This window comes from Rheinheimera sp. UJ51 (assembly GCF_020819615.1).
Taxonomy (GTDB): Bacteria; Pseudomonadota; Gammaproteobacteria; order Enterobacterales; family Alteromonadaceae; genus Alishewanella; species Alishewanella maricola.
This window is the reverse complement of sequence record NZ_JAJHOG010000004.1, coordinates 92,651-114,020: the sequence shown is the minus strand read 5'-3', so window position 1 is coordinate 114,020 and position 21,370 is coordinate 92,651. Positions and strand designations below refer to the sequence as shown.

Here is a 21,370-nt window from a genome sequence, read left to right as displayed (position 1 = left end):
ACCGCATTAATTTTCTGCTAAGTACGCCATTAATTCAGCATGTGGCAGCGGTTTCGCGAAGAAATAACCTTGTACTTCATCACACTGCATTTGAGTAATCACCGCCAACTGCTCTGCCGTTTCTACGCCTTCAGCAATGGTTTGTAAGCCAATACGCTTACCTAAATTGATAATGGTTTCAGCAATTAAGCCACCATCTGGCTGATCCATTGCATTAATAAAAGCTCTGTCTACTTTAATGCGATCCAGTGGTAATTGTTGTAAATAACTTAACGACGAAAAGCCGATACCAAAATCATCTATCGCGACCTTGATACCAAAGCTTTTCAGCTTTTGTAATGCACTGATCACCCTATTCGGTTCGTCCATCACCACCGATTCAGTGATTTCCAGCTCTAACAGGTGTGGCGCAACCTGATAACGCTGAATGGTTTCGATAACCGAGGGCACAAACTGTGCTGAACGAAATTGCGGCATCGACACGTTCACGGCAATGCGCAGATTAGTATAACCGGCCTCGGCTAAGCGCTGTAATTGCTGACAAGCCTGCTCTAGCACCCATAAACCAATCTCCACAATCAGCCCTGAATACTCCGCCAGCGGAATAAACACGGCCGGTGAAATATATTGATTCGGCTGATGTGGCCAACGTAATAAGGCTTCCATTCCAACCACTTTTTGCGTTTTGATACACAGTTGTGGCTGATACCATAACTCCAATTTGTCTAGGGCAAAGTCGGCTCTGAGCTTACGCAACATGTTTAAGCGATTACTGACTTCATCCTCCATCGAAGGCTCGTAATATTGATGGTGCACTCCCAAAGTCTTTTTGGCTTTATTCAGCGCAATATAAACATGCTTCATAATAACCATACCCTGCTCACCCGAGTCGCGTAAATGACAAAGACCAAAGGTAGCATTAACTTGCAGGCTATGCTCAAACGCTTGAAATGGTGTACTAAATACCGCTTTTAACCGTGAAGGGGTTAACTGGTCTTCTGGCCCCACTAAGGCGAAGACATCCGCCCCCACTCGACCCAACTGGCAGCTAATGCCAAAATGTTCAATCAAGCGCAGCGTAACAGCAACCAGCAGTTCATTACCCACCTCTTGGCCCAGGCCATCATTCACATCTGAGAAATGATCAATATCCACCAGTACGGCAACCATATTGTCGGGTTCAAACCGTCGCGTATCCTGCAAGATTTGAATAAACTCATTACGATTGGGCGTTTTGGTTAACGGGTCAATGTAGGCCGCATGTCTTAACTGTTGGAATAAAGCGACATTCTCATAACCAATCGAGATATTAGTTAAAAATACTTCGATAAGTTGCTGATCAGCTGCATCAATAGACCGATTGGTTTCAATATAAACAGCGGCATTGTGTTTCTCGTTGCCTAAGTATAAAACGGTGTCTCGTTCCGTGAAGATATGCCGTTTACTCAAGAGGCACAGATTAATTTGTTCAACAATCCGTTTGTTCTCTAAGCGTTCTAATTGGCATTTGATGTAGGGCGCGTAATGCCCAGCCGCACCCAACACATAAATACGATCACTCGCCGAGCCATCATCTTCAATTTGTGCACACAAGACACCTTCAGCGTGCAAACCAATTAACGAAGAAATTTGCGTGACTACGCCTTCAGAGAATTCGTGTAATGAATGCTGTTCCAATAAATTGGCACCGGCACTGATGATTTTTTGTAAACCAAGACGATTTTGATTAATGGTTTTAATTTGCTGATAGGAACGAATGGAAGAAATAATCGAGGTAACCAGTCTACTGCGGGTCAGTTCTGTTTTCGTTTTGTAATCATTGATATCGTATTCTTTGATAACACTTTCTTCAGGCGCATAACCTGGCTGACCGGTGCGCAAGACAATACGTAACTCTTCCATTCGCAATTCGTCACGAATACGCCGCACGACCTGTAAACCGGCGTCATCGGTCTCCATCACCACATCGAGTAAAACCAACGCCGTATCAGGCTGTTTCAGTAAAAAATCGATGGCTTGCTGCCCAGAGTAGGCATGGTGAAATTGCAAACGCTTACCCAGCACGATCAAATCATTCAGCGCCAGCTTGGTTACGGTGTGGATTTCTTCATCGTCATCGACGATCAACAAGTGCCAAACGTCGAGATCATGCATCGGTGTAATCGGCGCATGCTCATCGTCTGCTAAAAACAGAAATCCTTCATCTGCGTTATTTTGTATCATCGGCCAACCTTTATATTAACGTCCTGCTAATTTAACCGCTTCCTAACTGCAAAGGGCGTGCTGCTAATACCCTAATAGGTATGCGCATAGCTTAGATTTTTAATGTAGCTGATAATGCGCCAACAGTGCTGCAAATTTACTCGGTTCTAACGGCTTTAACAAGATATCATCCATGCCTGCTTTTTTAAATTCGGCAATTTCTGCCGGTAACGCATGCGCGGTAAACGCTAAAATGGGTGTATGTTGATAACCGGGTAAAGCTCGCAACTGTTTCGCTACTTCAATACCCGACATATCAGGCAAACGAATATCTAATAAAATCATATCAAATTGCTGATGCAAGCACAGCTGTAACACCTGCTTACCGGTTAAAGCTGAAGCGAGCTGCACCGGCTTGTTTTGCAGCAGGATATTAATAAAAGCTTGGTTCGTTTCATTGTCGTCGACCACTAATAAACTTTTATGCCGCTGGCTTTTTAACACTTCGACAGCATGTTGCTGTAGCATCATTAAACTAAACTCTGCACTCGCTAAGCAAGGCAGTACTGCTTGCCAATGCGATAACGTTAACTCTGTAGCAAAAGCTTGTATGTTAATACTGGCTTGATAAGAGGATAGCAATTGCTGCCAAGCTTCATTGGGTTGTTCCGCCGGCAAAAACAATAATAAACGCTGTGGCGCAGTCTGCTCTAATTTGCGTTTTAACTCGGTAAAATGACTGCAAGCACTGACCTGCACCGCTTGGCTGGCTAAACCCGCTAAACGGCCCTGTAACCTATCGCTATCTTGATCAAACACCAGTAAGCGATCCACCGGACTATTAAAAGTTACCGCTTTTAGCGCCACCGGAAAACGCAAACGTATACTAGAGCCGAGCCCTTCTAATGATTGCACCTGTAACTCAGCCTGTAACAACTTGGCCATCAATTGTAATAGCGCCACATCCACATCGCGCCATTGCCAGCTGGACGATTTGGCCTGGCTGATATGCTCGGTAATATGCGCAGGTAAGCCATTGCCATCACAGCTCAGATGCAGCAGCAGATGAGGCTGCGCTGTGGCTTCTAAGGTGACTCGGCACAAAATACGCTGAGTATTCTCAGAGCGTACCGCCAACAACAACATCGCTTGTAAACTGGCTTGCAGCACTTCCTCGTCTAACAATACATCAAAATGTATATTGTCTGGGCCTTCTACCCAATCAATACTGGTTCCTTGTGCCAGGATCTTATGCAAAGCATTAAACTGTTGCGGTAACCAGTGCACCAGCGATAACGGATCTTTTTTTAAATTACGCGGATTAAACTGAAAGAGCCCATACAAAAAATGCAACCGCAATAACGTTTGAAACACCGCCACTGATAATTGCTCTTGTCGCTGCCACAGTAATTTACAGTGCTGTAACCACGCTGACATTTGTTGGCGCAGTATGTCAGCCTGCTCGGTCAAGGCGCTGCTTTGCTGTTGTTGTGCCGTACATTGCTGTTGCAATAATTGCTGCTGTTGCGCCGCACTCTCCAGCTGCTGCTGCAAACTCAGTTGCTGTTGCTCTGCCTGCACACGCCAGTCAAATAACGCCTGTACATCAGACGGCACACGCGACAGCGCACAGGTTTCGGTATCATCGGCTGTCAGGCGATTAAGCCATAGGTTGCGTTGTTGTTGCCACAGATAGACCAGCCATACCGTTAGCATAAAAAATACAGTAAAAATTAACCCACTAATACTCAGCGGTAACAGCACTGGCGGCCAACTTTCGGCGGTTTCCGGTAGGATTAATAGAAAAGCATCGGGCGTTTTAAAATGATCAAATTGACCTGACGAGGCAGACCAAATCATCAAAGGTTGTAACGCCACCCGACCTTGTTCAGTTTGTAACAACTGATATTGCCGACCTTGCGTGTCAATTTTAGACGGTAATGCGGTCAAGGCACCGGTGCTGGCTAATTGTATGCCATCAGATTGATAGACGCCGAGTGCGGCAATCGGTAGTAAGGCACTGTACTGTAATTCATTAAGATGGGAACTAAGCTGCTCAGCTGACGTTTGTAATAACAAGGGTCTTAAACTGATTTTTAACAGATCGGCATACTGCTGCAGCTGGCGCTGCGCCTGTTGATCGGCGACACGGACTTGCCAGCTAAATAAGACGGCCGCCAGCATAAGGCAGGCGGCGACATAGATAAGCGTAAGATTTCGGAAAAGCGGCGTCAACATCGTGCTCTTTACGGCATAATAAAGACGGTTACTATATGGCTTAAGGCTAATAGTAACAAGTCAAACCAGAATACTTAGGCTTTTTTTAACTAAAAGTGCAATTCTACGCCGGCAAAAGCGCCTTTAAATTGTAAATCGGCGTACAAATCATCGATATCATCCAAACGTAAATCGACTGTGCGATAACCCACTTTCAGGCGCAGATCTATCAGCAAATTGTCAACCAGCTGGTAGCCAATTCCCGCTTGAGCATCATATAAATGACTGTCTTGCCAGCGCGTTGCATTCGCCGTTGCAAACACATCTAACCCCGTACCGAGGATGCCAATACGCGTATCGACATACAGCATCGGCACAACTTGGTTAATATCTTGGATCGCGCCGACGGAAGCTGAACGGGCAGAGGCATAGCCTTTTAAATGTTTCGCAGTGACACCTAGGTCGAGTGTGATTAAGCCATTATCTAGCACTTCATAATACAAGACATAATCCGTACTGCTAAGATCCAGTTCAGTGGCTATGTTAGTCCCTTGACTGTAATTGATGCCACCAAAAGTAAAAGTGCTATTGAGCAGCGTATTACCTTGCGTTTCCAATGTTTGATATTGAATACGCAAATTAGGCAGTAGCGGCAACGGGTGCTCTAACGCCAAGTAAAACGATTGCTGAGATTCATCTTCAAAGTTAAAGGCCTGTGTTTGCTCAGAATTAGCGAAACCGCCATTCACTTGAGTTTGCCAGAAATCGGCACCGGCATAGAGACCTAATACGGTATCTGCTTGCACTGTCGTGCTTAACAGCAACAAAGAACCCACTACACCCATACATCTTTTCATTTTACTATCCTTGTATTAATAACTCTGATAAATCAATTAATGCCGCATTAGCGCGTGAAATATAATTGGCCATCACTAAACTATGGTTAGCGAGCACCCCAAAACCACTACCGTTTAACACCATTGGGCTCCAAATCGGTTGTTGTGTCGCTTCCAGTTCGCGAATAATTTGCTGCAAACTGACCATGGCATTACGACGTTCTAGTACATCAGCAAAATCAACCTCAATCGCCCGCAGGTACTGTAATAACGCCCATGTCGCACCACGGGCTTCGTAAAATTCGTCATCCAATTTCCACCAACTGGTTTTTAACCACTGTTTTTCGGGGGTCGTTGTAGATTGCCGTGCGGCAGCATCACCCGCTAAATCCGTATTTAAACGCTCCTGCCCTACACTTGCACTTAAGCGTTGCGAATAACTGCCTAAGCGCTTTTCAACGTTCTTTAGCCAATCGCGTAAATTATCCGCACGGGCATAAAATTGGCTATCGTTCTGTTTTGGATCCATTAAAGCTTGGCGATACAAATAAAACTGCTCAATCGCTTTACGGTATTCTGATTCGGCGCTGGGTAACATCCAGCTTTGATGATCAATATTTAATTGCGGCTGCGCCACTTTAAGAAACGCATTTTCGGCCGATTGGGATTGCGAACGGCTGAAATCTTTACGCAGGGCTAGCGCTAGATCACGTGACATTTCTAGTACACCAAATTCCCAAGCAGGCATATTGTCTAGCAAGCTAAAAGGCGGTAAGACATCATTTGCCATATAACCGCCCGGCTTGTTTAACAGGGTTTCACTTACTTGAATTAAAGCGGTAGTGGTACTGTAGCCAGCAACACGCTGCTGCTCAGTACTCATGCTGTTTGTTGCAGTGGCGGGTAACACCATGGCGGGCTCTCGGCTGACCCACCAACTCAGCATCCAAAACAACAATAACAAGATAATGGCAGACCAACTGCCAATCATAGATTTATTCATGGTTTCTCCTATCGGCGTGGCATGGCCACTAACGGAAATGCAAACTGTAACTGACTACCGTCTTTAAATTGAAGAGTGACCGGTACCGTTTCACCTATCACCAGCGGTTGCGTTGGCGTAAACATCATCATATGTAAACCGCCTGGGGCAAAAATCAAGCGCGCACCGGCATCCACTTCAATGCTGGCCACTTCAACCATGCGCATCATGCCGTCTTGTTCGATATGTTGGTGTAGTTCAATTACCTCAAAAGCAGGGCTACTAGCAGAGACTAACTCAATGGATTTTGTCGAGTCATTTTGCAATTGAAAGTAACCTGCCGTTACCGTACGACCGGGCAAGGGCGCACGCACTTCTGCATGTGTTAACTGCAGCTCAGCTGCACTTAATGCCGCACTGGCTAAACACAAAGCACTGCAGCACATAAAGAAAAAATAGCGCATCTTACTTATCCTTGCTGGTTTGACCTGCCTTTATCTTACACCAAAACCACTACAGCGACAGTGTAAATCCGGTTTTGATCCGTGCAGCTTGTTCAATCGTTGGTGTTTTTTGCGACGAGGCTTACTAAAGCGCCACACCACCAAAGCCGGTAACATGCCTAAAATAAAGCCAAGTAACGGCATAAGGTAAATCAACAGCAGGGTATCATGTTGAAATAACATCATTTGCCACCTGCCTTATGATGACACAGGCGGTTTAACGGCATTAACAATGGCATAGACGGCTCCTTGCTTAAGCATCATCCTAGAATCAGGAACATACCTAAGTTGTTTCAAGTGCCGTGCCAGTCAGTAGGAAAAACGTAAAGCTTTGAATTATATGTAAAATAACTAAAGACAGCGAAATGCTAAGGTGATTTTTCGATAGCTGAAAATAAAAAAAGTGGCGAAAATCACCACTTTTTTAAGATTTAGCTTACTCAGGTACTTTGGCCAAAGCCGCTTCAAGTAAGGCCGGAGTGGCGCTGCTGAGATGGCCTTGCTCACTGAGTAAACGCCGCCATTGACGTGCTCCCGGTAAGCCCTGAAATAGCCCGAGCATATGCCTGGCAATATGCCAAAACCGCGCTCCTTGCTGCATCTGCTGCTCTATATAAGGTAACATCTGCCGCACTAGCTGATGCTGCGAAAGTACCGGATGCGTATCGCCATAAAGCTGCGCATCCACTTCGCTCAACATGTAAGGGTTAGTGTAGGCTTCTCGCCCAATCATCACACCATCAAGTTGTGTTAAATGTGTCGCGGCTTCAGCTAAGGTTTTAATACCGCCGTTAATACTGATATCTAACGTCGGGAAATCCTGTTTTAACTGGTAAACCCGCGCATAATTAAGCGGTGGAACTTCTCGATTCTCTTTTGGGCTTAAGCCCTTTAACCACGCTTTACGCGCATGGATCACAAACTGCTGACACCCCGCACCCGCCACCATTTGCACAAAATCTTGTAAAAATTGATATTCATCTGAATCATCAATACCAATACGTGTTTTTACTGTAATGGGAATCGCAACCTGATCTTGCATGGCTTTCACGCAATCAGCTACCCGCTGCGGCTGCGCCATAAGACAGGCGCCAAACATGCCGTTTTGCACGCGATCTGACGGACAACCAACATTAATATTGATTGCATCATAACCACGCTGTTCCGCCAGTTTAGCGCAAGTGGCCATATCCTTTGGATCAGAGCCGCCTAATTGCAATACCAACGGATGCTCTTGTTCGTTATAGCCCAGGTAATCGCCTTTACCGTGAATAATGGCACCGGTAGTGACCATTTCGGTGTACAACACCGCATGCTGGCTCATCAAGCGATGAAAATAACGACAATGCTGATCGGTCCAATCGAGCATGGGGGCAACGGAGAGTCGTTGCGGTAACAATTTTAGCGTCAAAACAGGATGTCCTCTTAACAGCGCAATTAGGCATGTACCAAATAGCTAGTGAGTTTTTTCACCATAGGCAGTACCAATAACAAGGTAGGAAAAGCAATTACCCAAGACAAACCCCAAGCGGATAACCAACCGGTAAAGGTAAATGCAGACCAACCCAGACTACTTAGCGTACTCACCAAGGACACAATACAGGTCATCATAATAGATAATAACAAGGGCATAACCAGCCCTGCCGTTTTCGCGGGTAATCGAGGCATAAGATTTTTATTTATCTCTACAAAAGAGTGAGTGACTCACCAATAAAACTGCCGGTAATGATACCAAAAACCTAAGCAGAAAGCAGTTGTTGTCAGCAAGCTAATGACATTAGCTAACAACATCCGCAAGCTGGCAGTGTGCAAGCAATATGGTACACTGCCACCAGAAATGGAGTGGAGACTAAGTATGTCAACTGAGAGTTTAGTGTCACGAGCCAAAGCCATCTGTGTGCAAAATGGCGCGCGCTTTACCGCGATCCGCGAAAAGGTCTTTCGTTTAATGGCTGAAAACCAAGGTGGCCAAGGTGCTTATGATTTATTAGAGCAGTTAAAACAAAGCGAACCCGCCGCTAAACCGGCAACCATCTATCGCGCTTTAGAGTTTCTGACAGAACAAGGTTTTATCCACAAAATTGAATCTAGCAACGCCTTTATGTTGTGTCATCATTTTGAAAAACACCACCCTGCACAGTTACTGATTTGTGAAGTGTGTGGCAATGTTACCGAATTGCACTCTAGCGCTTTGCAAACCGAATTTAGCCGTCAAGCGGCCTTGCAAGGATTTGATATTCACCATCAAACCATTGAAGCTCGAGGTAAGTGTCGGAATTGCCGCGAAAATTAAGTATCTTGCGAGCAATCATGCTTGTATTACCCTAAAAAAACTTCTAGGCTTAGTATTGCGTGTTAGGCGAACGCTTGTATAAATTCCAAAGGCATTTAAATGAATGTTGAATACGTAAACCCATTTCTGTCCTCTTTGGTCAATGTGTTATCGACGATGGCCAATACCAAAATTGTGCCGGGACAGCCTCGCATTAAAAAGAATGAAATTGCAAATGGCGATGTCTCTGGTTTAATTGGGATGGTTGGACCCACCATGAAAGGGTCTTTTTCGGTTAGCTTTGATGAGTCGTTAGCCATTGAAATTATGTTTCGGATGCTAGGCGAGCGGCCAACAAAAATAGATGCCGATGTTACCGACATGGTTGGTGAGATTACTAATATGGTTACCGGCGGCGCTAAGCGGATGTTAGGCGACAAAGGCTACGAATTTACCATGGCCACACCGATTATTGTGTCTGGCAAAAACCACACCATTACTCATCGCTGCGAAGGCCCTACGATCTTAATGCCGTTCACTTCAGACTTTGGCAAAGTGCACATTGAAGTGACCTTTGATAAATAGCGATAACGCACAAACGGCTGGGTATCCTCAGCCGTTATCACCTAAATACTGATACTGCACGCGTGGCGTAATATTACACAGCAATTCATAAGCGATGGTTTCTGCTTGAGCGGCCACTCGCTCTATTGCCAGTTCGGGCCCCCACAATACCGCTTCATCACCGATCTTATCTTTGCAGAAATGACCTAAATCAACGGTAATCATATCCATTGATACCCTACCCGCTAAAGGCACTTCACGGCCATTTAGCCACACCGGCGTGCCATTCGCCGCATGCCGGGGATAACCATCACCATAACCCACCGCGATCACGCCGATAAAAGTATCTGTTTTTGCTCGCCAAAGCCCAGCATAACCGACCGTGTCACCCGCCTTCACCTTACGGATAGCAATTAAACGGCTACTTAAGCGCATCACGGGCTGCAATTGATGATCCGCCCCCTGTTTACCGGCAAAAGGTGAAATACCATGCAGCATTAAGCCGGGTCTAACCCATTGGCCATGCGTGGCAGGCCAGGCTAAAATTGCCGCAGAATTGGCTAAACTGTGTTGCTCGGCTTTATCGGCACACAGCTGTTGAAATAACGCGAGCTGCTGCGAAGTGGTTGCTGAATCAAGTTCATCAGCGCAACTAAAATGACTCATCAAACGAATGCCGGGCAACACGTTAGAGCATTGCCACAAACGTCGATACATATTATCCACTTCAGCAGGGGCAATGCCCAAACGGTGCATACCCGTATCAATTTTCAGCCAAACCTTTAATTGGCCATCTAACGGCGTCTGCTCTAACGCTTGCAATTGCAGCTCGTTATGAACAATGGTTTGCAGGTTATTAGCTAATAATAAGGGTAACTCTGCCGCCTCGTAAAACCCTTCTAACAACACTATGGGTTTAACAATACCCGCGGTTCGCAAAGCGAGTGCCTCATCAATGCGCGCCACGGCAAAAGCATCAGCGGCAGTCAGTTTTTGTGCCACCTTCACTAAACCATGACCGTAGGCATTGGCTTTCAACACCGCGAGCACCTGACTGTCTGGCGCTAATTGCTTCACCCGCTGTAAATTCTGTTGTAACGCCAGCAGATCGATCTGCGCAACAGGACGCCGACTCATTAATACTCGTCCTCAAAACGCGCACTGCCGGCATAATTATCAAAGCGCGAGTAATGGCCATGAAAGGTTAAGCGCACTTTGCCGATGGGGCCATTCCGCTGTTTACCGATGATGATTTCCGCCAAACCTTTATCTTGGCTTTCATCGTTGTACACTTCATCCCGGTAAATAAACATAATCAAGTCGGCATCTTGCTCAATAGAGCCCGATTCACGTAGGTCTGAGTTAACCGGTCTTTTATCTGCCCGCTGCTCTAACGAGCGGTTCAACTGCGACAAGGCCACCACCGGCACTTTTAATTCTTTGGCCAGCGCTTTTAATGAACGAGAAATTTCAGCGATTTCTAAGGTGCGGTTTTCTGACATGCCTGGCACCGTCATTAACTGCAGATAGTCGACCATGATCATACTCAGGCCACCGTGCTCTCGGGCTATGCGTCGTGCCCGAGAACGCACTTCTGTTGGGGTTAAACCTGAAGCATCATCAATATACATTTTGCCTTTGCTGTTTAGTAACTCAATGGCGGATGATAAGCGCGCCCAATCTTCATCTTCTAATTGGCCGGTGCGTACCTTAGTTTGATTGATCCGGCCCAACGAGGCCAACATCCGCATCATGATTTGGTCGGCGGGCATCTCTAAGCTGAAAATTAATACCGGCTTATCACTGGTAATCGCAGCATGTTCGCACAGGTTCATCGCAAAGGTGGTTTTACCCATCGATGGGCGTGCCGCCACGATAATTAAATCGGAAGGCTGCAAACCATTGGTCATTTTATCTAAATCGGTGTAACCCGAAGAAAGCCCCGTTACGCCTGTTTGCGGGCTACGGTATAAAGCATCGATTTTATCAATGGTCTTCGCCAAGATATTATTAATTGGCTCAGGACCTTCGTTAGCGTTGGCGCGTTGCTCGGCAATTTTAAACACTTTGGTTTCGGCAAAGTCGAGTAATTCGGCACTGGTTCGTCCTTGCGTATCATAGCCGGCATCGGCAATATCATGCGCTACTGAGATCATGTCGCGCACCACAGCACGCTCACGGACGATCTCCGCATAGGCCATTATGTTGGCGGCACTGGGCGTATTTTTAGCTATTTCGCCCAAGTAGGCAAAACCACCAATATCATCTAATTGTTGATTGGCTTCTAAGGCTTCGGAAACGGTAATTAAGTCTATTGGCTGATTGGCTTCAGCTAAGCGTGACATCGCACTGAAAATAAAACGGTGCGAGCGTAAATAGAAGTCTTGCTCCACCACTTTTTCTGAGACGCGATCCCAGGCTTCATTGTCTAACATCATGCCACCAAGCACAGACTGTTCAGCTTCAATAGAATGCGGCGGCATCTTAATGGCGGCGACTTGCTTATCTTTTACGTTACTCATAGGGTGTTCAAACTGCCGAGGGGAAATAACGGAATACTGTCTGTCATGCTAACCTGCAGCGCGCAGAAGTCAAAGTAAAGTCTGAAAAAATCTTAGGGTAATGCGAGGTGTGATGCAGAGTAAAATAGTAAGCAGGAACGTGGAGTAGAGGAAAGCACACCGCCGCAGGGCAGTGTGCTTAATGCCTTAGGCTTCAGCGATCACAACAACTTTGATTGTTGCGATAACTTCAGCGTGTAACTGCAGATCGATTTCGAACTCGCCAGTTTCACGTAAAGTACCGTTTGGTAATTTAACTTCAGCTTTAGAAACAGCAACACCGGCTTCAGTGATCGCATCAGCGATATCACGAGTACCGATAGAACCGAACAGCTTGCCTTCGTCACCCGCTTTAGAAGCGATAGTCACTTCTGCAAGCTCAGTGATTTTTGCTGCACGCTCAGTTGCCGCAGCTAAATCAGTGGCCAATTTGGCTTCTAATTCAGCACGGCGTGCTTCAAATTTCTCAATGTTAGCCTGAGTTGCTGGCACTGCTTTACCCTGTGGGAATAAGAAGTTGCGAGCATAACCAGACTTAACAGTTACATTGTCACCTAAACCACCAAGGTTCGAGACTTTGTCTAACAAAATAATTTGCATTGTCTATACCCCTCTGTATTAGCTGTGTGAGTCGCTGTATGGTAACAGGGCCAGGTAACGCGCACGCTTGATAGCGCGAGCTAACTGACGCTGATATTTAGCGCTAGTGCCAGTAATACGGCTAGGTACGATCTTGCCGCTTTCAGTAACGTAGTTCTTCAGAACGGCGGTATCTTTGTAATCAATCTCTACAGTGCCTTCTGCAGAAAAACGGCAGAATTTACGGCGACGGAAAAAACGTGACATTTGTCTGTCTCCTAACTTAATTGTTCAATCTGTTGCGCATGCAGGACCAGTTTAGCCTGACCACTGCGATTCTGATGTCGGTTTAAAAAACCTGCCACCCGAACCTGATTGCCCAACGTCAAATGCTGAGCTTGTTGCTGTAACACGGTACCGCTAAGAACAACCTGCATTCGCACATAAGCTTGCCGGTTTAACCCCGACTCTTGTTGCATACTGCGGTGTTCTAAGGTTAATACAGTGTGCGGAATACCCGCCGGACTTTCACTGCGTTCAGGGTGCCGACATATGGCGCCACTAAGCACAAAGTAATTGTCCATTAACAACTTACTCGTCGTTTGCTACTTGCTCTTCAGATTCACGAGGAGCACGATCACGGCGCTCATCACGTACCTTTGCCATTGGTGATGGCTCGATTACTGCACCATTAGTGCGCATAACCAGGTTACGTAAAACAGCATCGTTGTAGCGGAAGTTAGTTTCCAGCTCATCGATCACAGTCTGTGGTGCTTCCACGTTCATTAACACATAGTGTGCTTTATGTAACTTTTGGATTGGGTAAGCCAGTTGACGACGGCCCCAATCTTCAAGACGGTGGATAGTACCGCCAGCTTCTTTGATCGAACCAGTGTAACGTTCAATCATACCAGGCACTTGTTCACTCTGATCAGGGTGAACCATAAAAACGATTTCGTAATGACGCATTGTAGCTCCTTACGGTTAGTAAGCCTCGGGGGAACTCGGCCGGGTTCTCATAAAGGCAAGGAACGTGAGTTGAATGGCCGAAGGTCGCGTATTTTACGGAGTTAGCGGATAAATAACAAGCACTGATATGAGCATGACCAAAATACTTCAGAAAAACCCCGTTCGCAGTCGCCGCTCGGGGTTATTTCAAAGGTCAAAACCGATTAAAGCGTGTTTACGGGTAGCACTTTACAACGTGCCGCAGTGAGCAAAGCGCTGTTACCCGAAGCGGGATGTTGGATCAGGCAGCCTCGTGCTGACTTCAGTAACACAAACCGATAAGCCGGCAGGGCATGCCGGCCATCTAAAGGGTTACCCTTAGCATCTAAGGGCATCCGCTGGCTAATATACAGCTCAGCTTGCTGCATAAAGACATCATCGGCCAGTATCACTGAGTTACCCCCCACGATGTCGGTAATAAAGGCTGACAGCTGTTGTTTTAAGGCGGCATCAACAGCCTCTAGTACCGCTGGCTCAGCCGCTCGACTTAACTGGCAACCACTTAACATCAGCGCTAAAGATGCACCGGTTAACAGCAGGCGTTTCACGGTTGTTGCTCCGCAGGTGCCAGCTCAGTGATCACTTTGTTGTGCAAGATAACATCACGATAGCGAGGATCTAACAGCGGCATACCACCGCTCAAAGAGGCTTCGCCAGTAGCCGATTGTACATTGCTTGTCGCACTGGCTTGGCCAACTGCCAACGGTGGACAACTGTTATTTTGAGCATAATATAACGCCGCAGAAAATAAGCGTTCACTGGGATCGCCCAGCGGTTTACTGAAATCATCATTCAAAGCACAGCCTTTCACGTCGGCCGCAAACACTGGGTTATTTTTAGGAATGAATCCATCCGCATATTCGCCAAAGCCTTTCGCATTGACGCCGGTAAACTGGATAGTAAAGTAAGTTGTGCCGCAGTTATCTGTCGGATAAAAACCGTAAGGCTTACCACATGTCTTATTACCGACCAGGATCACCTCAACATTAATGCCTCGCAAACCGTTGAGCAGCGCTTCACTGGCCGAGCAGGTGTTACCGGTACTTAAAATAAATACCCGGCTTAAATTTAAAGAAGGCAAGTCGGTGTTAGTCAGTCGATTAGCTTCGTAATCGATCACTTTAGAATAAAACGGGATTGGCGCTAAGCTCGCCCCCGTAATCGGATTCGTATTGGGATACTTATCATTAAAAATAGTTCGTTCAAAAAACTGGTTTTGAATAATGGCAGGCCCCGTTATCATATAGCCAAGCTGTGAAGCTAAAGCCAACAAGCCGCCGCCGTTGTAGCGTAGGTCAATGACCAAATCTTTGACATTAGCATTAGCAAATTGCTGTACCGCACTGATCAATTGCGGCTGAGCAGGCGCGATATGCGTATTAAACTGCATATAACCCACTTTACCCGTTGGTGTGTCCAATACCGCCACATTTTGTACTGCCGAAGTACTGACATTCGCCGAGGTCATGCTGACCGTTTTACGAGTGCCATCGACCGCAGTAAACACAAAGTTAAAGGTTAAACCCGTGTCTGAGGGAAAAAGCGCGCGGTTGAGTAAATCGACCCCAGCTTCAGAATTATCATTCACAAAGTCGACACCATTGATACTGACCAATTGATCACCGCGCGCTAAGCCGGCGTTACGCGCCGGAGAATTGGGTTCGGTATAAGCAATAGTGATAGAGCGAGGTGGGCTATTTCGGCCAAACGACCATTTAATACCGTAACCTGCGGTCACGCCCGCTTGGGTTTGTTGTTGATATTCAGCGGTGACTTCGGTGAAATGAAAATTGTCTTTAGGGGATCCCGAATCGGTCAATTGCTCGGTTCTGAGCAAGTCGAAATAGTTAGCGACCGAAAAAGGCGCAGGATCACGATCCGCGACTTCTCGATACCATAAATAACTGTTATTGGTCCAAGAACGCAGCCACATTTTTTCATGCATGCTGCTACCCGCGCGATCGGGATAAGCTTGGTTACTGAACGGATCAATACCGCTTCGAGGTGTCTGGCAATAGTTTTTTAAGGTGCTTTCAGCCGGATATTGACCCGCGATCCACGTGGGTGGGGTAACACCGCTGCCGCCGCCTGAGCCAGAACCGCCACCGCTGGTAGGGGTTGAACTACCCCCGCCTCCGCCGCCACAAGCCGTTAAACTTAAAGCAGCGCAAGACATCAGTATAGCTGTTGCAATAATTTTGCGATCCATGAACGAACCCTCGATTTAGCACCATAAAACCGGTAAAGATAAATTTACCAAAACTTAACATGGCTATTTAGCGTTATCAAGTGTGTTTACGCTAAATGAGGGCGCCAGGATCGGCTAAGGCCGGTTATTGAGCACGTTGACGTACCGCTTCAAATAAACAAATACCCGTCGCAACCGATACATTTAAGCTAGAAACACTGCCAAACATCGGAATTTTTACCAATACATCACAGGTTTCCCGCGTTAAACGGCGCAGTCCTTCACCCTCAGCGCCTAACACTAAGGCTAATGGCCCTTGCAAATCAGCTTGATAGACTAAGGTTTCTGTTTCGCCAGCCGTACCCACCACCCATACCCCAGCTTCTTGCAGTTGACGTAAGGTACGCGCTAAGTTAGTCACGGTAATAAAAGGCACGCTTTCTGCGGCGCCGCAGGCCACTTTTCGCACCACTGAGGTGAGCTTAACAGAGCGATCTTTAGGCGCAATCACCGCATGCACACCGGCGGCATCAGCACTGCGCAAAATAGCGCCTAAATTGTGTGGATCGGTGACACCGTCTAACACTAATAAAAACGGTTTAGTTTGGCTCTCTAACAAGGCGGCCAGATCAGCTTCATTGCCACCACTGCTTAAACGCGCTTTAGCCACAATACCTTGATGCTGACCACCCGTCATATCATCTAAAGTGCGGCGATTGCAGAACTGGATAGAAATGCCTGCTTGCCGCGCTTGTTGCAACAACGGTTGCATTCTTTTGTCTTCGCGATCTTTTAACGCGAAAATTTCTAATACATCGGCTGGCGAACGTTCTAATATCGCGCTAACCGCGTGAAAACCAAATACAACATCATTACTCATGTTTATCGTCACTCATCTAGCCTTACGGCCTTTATTTCTTTTTGGCACGCCGTGGCTTTTTCGCCGCCGTGGCTTTGGCTTTTACGGGTTTTTTCGCGGCCGCCGCTTTAGGCTTTTTCGCTTTGCTACCGGTGTTTTGCATTTTCGCTTCAAAGGCAGCATTACGGCTGGCTTTCACTTTACGACCTGACACCTTCGTATGCTCAACGCCCACCATGGCTAAATCAATTTTTCGTGCTTCAAGATTAACGGCAACCACTTTCACCTGCACCAGATCGCCCATACGATAACTGACACCAGAGTGCTCACCGGTTAGAACTTGGCGCTCTGCATCAAACCGATAGTAATCGTTGTTTAACGACGTAACATGCACCAAGCCTTCGATATATAAATCGCTTAAGCGCACAAATAAACCAAAGTTAGTGACCGTTGATACCACACCGGCAAACTCACTGCCTAAGTGATCTTGCATGTATTCACACTTTAGCCAATCGGCGACTTCACGCGTTGCATCATCCGCACGGCGTTCTGTCATCGAGCATTGCTCACCTAAGGGCGCAATTTCTTTTTCAGTGTAGGCTTTTGGCCCCGTCACCGGTTGTTGCTGTTTGGCTAATAACGCCTTAATGGCGCGATGCAATACCAGATCCGGGTAACGGCGTATCGGTGAAGTGAAGTGCGCATACGCTTCCAGCGCTAACCCAAAGTGACCTTGGTTATCCCCTTGATAAACAGCTTGCTTCATCGAACGCAGCATCGTCATTTCGATCAACTCGCGATCGGGACGATCAGCTAACGCGGCTAAGGTGGTGGTTAACTCTAATGGCGTGGGTTCAGCTGATAAATTGGCTTCGATACCCAACTCAGCTAAAAAGCGCCGGAAATTGGCAAAACGATCGCTATCGGGGCGTTCATGTACGCGGAATAACGCATGCGCTTCATGCTTTTCAATAAAGCGGGCAGACGCCACGTTCGCCATGATCATACATTCTTCAATAATCTTGTGCGCTTCGTTACGATGCACCGGCACAATCTGTTCAATCTTGCGATGGCTATTAAAGATAAAGCGCGTTTCAACCGTTTCGAATTCAATAGCGCCTCGCTGTGCACGAACTTTGGCTAGCTTTTTATACAAGCTGTACAGCGTTTCTAAATTGGTCAGTTGCTCAGCATATTCCTGCCGTAACTTGGCATCGCCCTGTAAAATGGCGTGTACTTTGTTATAAGTAAACCGCGCCGCTGAATGCATGACCGCTTCATAAAATTGGTAGCTTTCCAGTTTACCTTGGCTGCTAATTTGCATTTCACAGACTAAACACAGTCGATCAGTATGCGGGTTCAGTGAACACAAACCATTTGAAAGCGCTTCTGGTAACATCGGCACCACATGGTCAGGGAAATACACCGAGTTACCACGCTCTAAGGCACTGTGATCAAGTGCGGTACCAAATTTCACATAGGCACTGACATCGGCAATAGCAACCCATAGCGTCCAGCCGCCATTGTCTTTGGCTTTGGCATAAACCGCGTCATCAAAATCACGAGCATCTTCACCATCAATGGTCACTAAAGGCAGTGCCGTTAAATCAACACGCCCCTGCTTAGCAGCAGCAGGCACTTCTTCGCCATATTCCGCCACTTGGGCTAATACTGCGTCAGAGAAAACATGCGGAATTTGATGATTACGAATAGCGACTTCAATTTCCATACCCGGCGCCATATGCTCGCCCAGTACTTCAATTACGCGACCCGTTGCACTAACACGTTTCGAAGGCCGTTGGCTAATTTCAACCAAGACCACTTGGCCATGACGTGCCGCGCCCTGCTGGCCATCAGGAATAATGATATCCTGACAGATCCGTGCATCATCGGGTACCACCACACAGATGGCAGAATCTTTGTAATAGCGGCCAACAATGGGCTCGCTGCGGGGCTCAAGCACGCGTACCACGCGCGCTTCCACTTTATCTTTGCTTTTGATGGTGGTGGCCGTCGCCAAAACCAAATCACCGGGGATCACCCGCTGCATTTCATGAAAAGGCAGATACCAATCAGGGCCGCCTTGTTCTAATTTGATAAAACCAAAACCGTCACGGTGACCAATCACCGTGCCTTTGACCAAATCCATGTGTTCAACCAAGCCATAACGCTTGCTCTTAGTGAACAACAATTGACCATCACGCTCCATCGCCCGTAAACGCTTTTTCAGGGCAAAAATGGCATCATCATCCGTTAAGGCTAATTCAGAGACGAGTTCTTCAAAGTAGGCAGGTTGTTGCCGTTTCTCAATATGCTCGAGAATAAATTCACGGCTGGGGATAGGGTTCTCGTATTTTTCTTGCTCACGCGCAAGATGCGGATCATTTACCGTCATTAATTAAACTTAGTTTTCCTTTTAATACTATTCAGTGTAACAGCTTGGCAAGAAAATAGGATGAATTTCATTTGACAGGCCGTTCGGCATTCGCAACCACTCTGGCAGGCATTTTTTCTGCCAGACGTTGCTTTAACTTACTTAGTTTAGCATGAACCGCAGGATCTGCGGTAATAGCATGATGTAACCAGCGATAACTCTGCTCAAAATCGGTAGGGCTACCCTGCCCTGCTACCAAGATTTCAGCGAAACGGATCTTGGCATTAAGATTGCCCACCGCCGCGGCTTCGCGCAGATAAATAATCGCTTTGTGCAGGTCTTTTTGCACAAAACGGCCAATATGATAATAACGGCCAATTTGCTCTAAGCCTTCTGGTAAGCCTTGTGCCGCGGCTTGTAACATAAAATCCCAGCCACGCTCTACATCGCGCGGCACACAAACGCCGTATGCTAACATGTCACCAAATAAAAACTGGTAAGACGGCAATTTCATAATATCGGCGCGGGCTTCAATATCGCGCACGAGCTGGCAATCGTCGGCTTTCACCCGTTGTAAATGCGCATTACGCTTTATCAGCGTTAATAACTCATCTTGTGAATACAATTCGACTGCTTGCAACTCTTGTGCTTGAGCCGTGGTGTTCAGCAATGAGCCCAACAACAGTGTTCCAACCAATAACTTATACATAGTGTCAATTAACCGTAATAGAGGCGGCAAAAATGCCTAAATGCTAATTATTAAGCAAAAATTAGACCAGCTTATAAAATCACCAGCCTATGCAGCCTAGTACATCGCAAAAAATGGCATGTCAAAGCGACAGGCGCTGAGCGGCGAGCAAAAAAAACGCTACTCTAAAGTAGCGTTTTTCAATGCAAAACCAAGGCTTAATTGAAGGGATGCTTCAGTACGATAGTTTGCACGCGATCCGGACCCGTTGAAATAATATCAATTGGCACACCGGTCAACTCTTCTAAACGCGCAATGTAGTTACGAGCAGCTTGCGGCAATGCCGATAGCTGCTGTACACCAAAGGTGCTTTCTGACCAGCCAGGCATTTCTTCTAATACCGGAGTGACCTGCTCATAACCTTCAGCAGCATAAGGGGGTGTTTGCAACACTGAACCATCGGGTTGGCGATAGCCGACACAGATTTTCACGGTTTCAAGGCCATCCATCACATCCAGCTTGGTTAAACAGAAACCTGAAATACTGTTTAACTGCACTGCACGGCGCACAGCAACGGCATCAAACCAACCACAACGACGTTTACGACCTGTAGTCGCACCAAACTCGTGGCCTTTAACACCAAGGTGTTCGCCGATGGCACAATCTAACTCGGTTGGGAACGGACCTGAACCCACACGTGTTGTGTAAGCTTTCACAATACCCAGAACATAATCTAAGTAACGTGGGCCAAAACCACAACCCGTAGCAACACCGCCCGCCGTGGTATTAGACGAAGTGACATAGGGATAAGTACCGTGATCAATGTCTAATAAAGTGCCTTGAGCACCTTCAAACATGATCTCATCACCATTTTTGCGCGCTTGATCTAATAACTCAGTCACATCAACAACCAGCGATTTTAATAAATCAGCCATGGCTAAGGCGTTATCTAAGGTCGTTTGATAATCAACCGCAGCAACTTTGTAATATTCGGTCAGCGTGAAGTTATGCAGATCCATCACTGTTTTCAGCTTTTCAGCAAACAAAGTAGGATTGAACAAGTCACCGACTCGTAAACCGCGACGGGCAACTTTATCTTCGTAAGCTGGGCCAATACCGCGACCTGTAGTACCGATAGGTTTATCGCCACGCGCAACTTCGCGTGCCACATCTAAGGCAACATGAAATGGCAGAATAAGCGGACAAGCTTCACTGATTAACAAGCGCTCTTTAACCGGAACACCACGCTGCTCTAGCATGGTCATTTCTTTTAAAAAGGCTTCTGGCGATAACACCACACCATTACCAATGACACATTTTACGTTACTACGTAAAATACCTGACGGGATAAGATGTAATACAGTTTTTTCACCGTCTATTACCAAGGTATGACCGGCATTGTGGCCGCCCTGATAACGCACCACATAACTGGCTTTATCGGTTAATAAATCAACAATCTTACCTTTACCTTCGTCACCCCATTGAGTGCCGAGCACAACGACGTTTTTGGCCATGGTTCCCACATCACACAAAAAAT

22 protein-coding genes are annotated in these 21,370 nt (G+C 46.6%); 2 read left to right on the top strand and 20 right to left on the bottom strand.

Translation table 11 applies throughout. The features are described 5' to 3' along the window. Positions 1-6: 6 nt before the first annotated feature. The 8 genes from LMJ53_RS06425 to LMJ53_RS06390 form a co-directional block, all read right to left on the bottom strand. Positions 7-2,223: an EAL domain-containing protein gene (locus LMJ53_RS06425; protein WP_229585327.1), complete on the bottom strand. Its 2,217-nt coding sequence runs from the start codon at positions 2,221-2,223 to the stop codon at positions 7-9. A 99-nt stretch (positions 2,224-2,322) separates the two neighbouring features. Further along, on the bottom strand, positions 2,323-4,440 hold the full coding sequence (locus tag LMJ53_RS06420; protein WP_229585326.1) for a response regulator: 2,118 nt from the start codon (positions 4,438-4,440) through the stop codon (positions 2,323-2,325). Positions 4,441-4,529: 89 nt separating this feature from the next. Continuing rightward, positions 4,530-5,276 (bottom strand): TIGR04219 family outer membrane beta-barrel protein, encoded by a 747-nt coding sequence (locus LMJ53_RS06415; RefSeq protein WP_229585325.1) that lies wholly within the window; start codon positions 5,274-5,276, stop codon positions 4,530-4,532. Positions 5,277-5,280: 4 nt separating this feature from the next. Next, positions 5,281-6,258 (bottom strand): DUF2333 family protein, encoded by a 978-nt coding sequence (locus LMJ53_RS06410; RefSeq protein ID WP_229585324.1) that lies wholly within the window; start codon positions 6,256-6,258, stop codon positions 5,281-5,283. 8 nt (positions 6,259-6,266) lie between these two features. Continuing rightward, a complete protein-coding gene (locus LMJ53_RS06405) occupies positions 6,267-6,701 on the bottom strand; it encodes a copper chaperone PCu(A)C (protein WP_229585323.1) in 435 nt (144 codons plus the stop codon). A gap of 30 nt (positions 6,702-6,731) precedes the next feature. Next, positions 6,732-6,926, bottom strand: coding sequence for a hypothetical protein (locus LMJ53_RS06400; RefSeq protein ID WP_229585322.1), 195 nt, complete (start codon positions 6,924-6,926; stop codon positions 6,732-6,734). Positions 6,927-7,176: 250 nt separating this feature from the next. Continuing rightward, entirely contained in the window at positions 7,177-8,151 is a 975-nt protein-coding gene (gene dusA, locus LMJ53_RS06395; RefSeq protein WP_267867456.1) for a tRNA dihydrouridine(20/20a) synthase DusA, read from the bottom strand. 26 nt (positions 8,152-8,177) lie between these two features. Next, the gene (locus LMJ53_RS06390; protein ID WP_229585321.1) at positions 8,178-8,408 is read right to left on the bottom strand and encodes a DUF2798 domain-containing protein; all 231 of its coding nucleotides are present in this window, start codon (positions 8,406-8,408) and stop codon (positions 8,178-8,180) included. A gap of 187 nt (positions 8,409-8,595) precedes the next feature. Here LMJ53_RS06390 and LMJ53_RS06385 point away from each other — a divergent pair, with 187 nt between their 5' ends. Beyond that, positions 8,596-9,033: a transcriptional repressor gene (locus LMJ53_RS06385; protein ID WP_226749526.1), complete on the top strand. Its 438-nt coding sequence runs from the start codon at positions 8,596-8,598 to the stop codon at positions 9,031-9,033. Between the two features lie 99 nt (positions 9,034-9,132). Continuing rightward, positions 9,133-9,597: a chemotaxis protein CheX gene (locus LMJ53_RS06380; RefSeq protein WP_229585320.1), complete on the top strand. Its 465-nt coding sequence runs from the start codon at positions 9,133-9,135 to the stop codon at positions 9,595-9,597. A 27-nt stretch (positions 9,598-9,624) separates the two neighbouring features. Here the strand turns inward: LMJ53_RS06380 and alr are convergent, their stop codons facing one another. The 12 genes from alr to LMJ53_RS06320 form a co-directional block, all read right to left on the bottom strand. Further along, a complete protein-coding gene (gene alr / locus LMJ53_RS06375; protein ID WP_229585319.1) occupies positions 9,625-10,713 on the bottom strand; it encodes an alanine racemase in 1,089 nt (362 codons plus the stop codon). Next, positions 10,713-12,098 carry a replicative DNA helicase gene (gene dnaB, locus LMJ53_RS06370; protein ID WP_226749954.1) on the bottom strand — a complete coding sequence of 462 codons (1,386 nt, stop codon included), beginning with the start codon at positions 12,096-12,098 and terminating at the stop codon, positions 10,713-10,715. Before dnaB ends, alr begins: the two co-directional genes overlap by 1 nt. 186 nt (positions 12,099-12,284) lie before the next feature. Further along, positions 12,285-12,737: a 50S ribosomal protein L9 gene (gene rplI, locus LMJ53_RS06365; protein WP_226749523.1), complete on the bottom strand. Its 453-nt coding sequence runs from the start codon at positions 12,735-12,737 to the stop codon at positions 12,285-12,287. Positions 12,738-12,755: 18 nt separating this feature from the next. Continuing rightward, positions 12,756-12,983, bottom strand: coding sequence for a 30S ribosomal protein S18 (gene rpsR, locus LMJ53_RS06360; protein WP_008218940.1), 228 nt, complete (start codon positions 12,981-12,983; stop codon positions 12,756-12,758). A gap of 11 nt (positions 12,984-12,994) precedes the next feature. Next, positions 12,995-13,300, bottom strand: coding sequence for a primosomal replication protein N (priB, locus tag LMJ53_RS06355; RefSeq protein WP_226749522.1), 306 nt, complete (start codon positions 13,298-13,300; stop codon positions 12,995-12,997). A gap of 7 nt (positions 13,301-13,307) precedes the next feature. Further along, on the bottom strand, positions 13,308-13,685 hold the full coding sequence (rpsF, locus tag LMJ53_RS06350) for a 30S ribosomal protein S6 (protein ID WP_226749521.1): 378 nt from the start codon (positions 13,683-13,685) through the stop codon (positions 13,308-13,310). A 203-nt stretch (positions 13,686-13,888) separates the two neighbouring features. After that, a complete protein-coding gene (locus LMJ53_RS06345; protein WP_229585318.1) occupies positions 13,889-14,272 on the bottom strand; it encodes a hypothetical protein in 384 nt (127 codons plus the stop codon). After that, positions 14,269-15,933, bottom strand: coding sequence for a S41 family peptidase (locus tag LMJ53_RS06340; RefSeq protein WP_229585317.1), 1,665 nt, complete (start codon positions 15,931-15,933; stop codon positions 14,269-14,271). The genes LMJ53_RS06345 and LMJ53_RS06340 overlap by 4 nt, the downstream gene beginning before the upstream one ends. A 124-nt stretch (positions 15,934-16,057) precedes the next feature. After that, positions 16,058-16,792 (bottom strand): 23S rRNA (guanosine(2251)-2'-O)-methyltransferase RlmB, encoded by a 735-nt coding sequence (rlmB, locus tag LMJ53_RS06335; RefSeq protein ID WP_229585316.1) that lies wholly within the window; start codon positions 16,790-16,792, stop codon positions 16,058-16,060. 31 nt (positions 16,793-16,823) lie between these two features. Next, positions 16,824-19,166 carry a ribonuclease R gene (gene rnr, locus LMJ53_RS06330; protein ID WP_229585315.1) on the bottom strand — a complete coding sequence of 781 codons (2,343 nt, stop codon included), beginning with the start codon at positions 19,164-19,166 and terminating at the stop codon, positions 16,824-16,826. Positions 19,167-19,233: 67 nt separating this feature from the next. Beyond that, on the bottom strand, positions 19,234-19,854 hold the full coding sequence (locus LMJ53_RS06325; protein ID WP_229585314.1) for a tetratricopeptide repeat protein: 621 nt from the start codon (positions 19,852-19,854) through the stop codon (positions 19,234-19,236). 197 nt (positions 19,855-20,051) lie between these two features. Next, positions 20,052-21,347 (bottom strand): adenylosuccinate synthase, encoded by a 1,296-nt coding sequence (locus tag LMJ53_RS06320; protein WP_229585313.1) that lies wholly within the window; start codon positions 21,345-21,347, stop codon positions 20,052-20,054. Positions 21,348-21,370 lie beyond the last annotated feature (23 nt).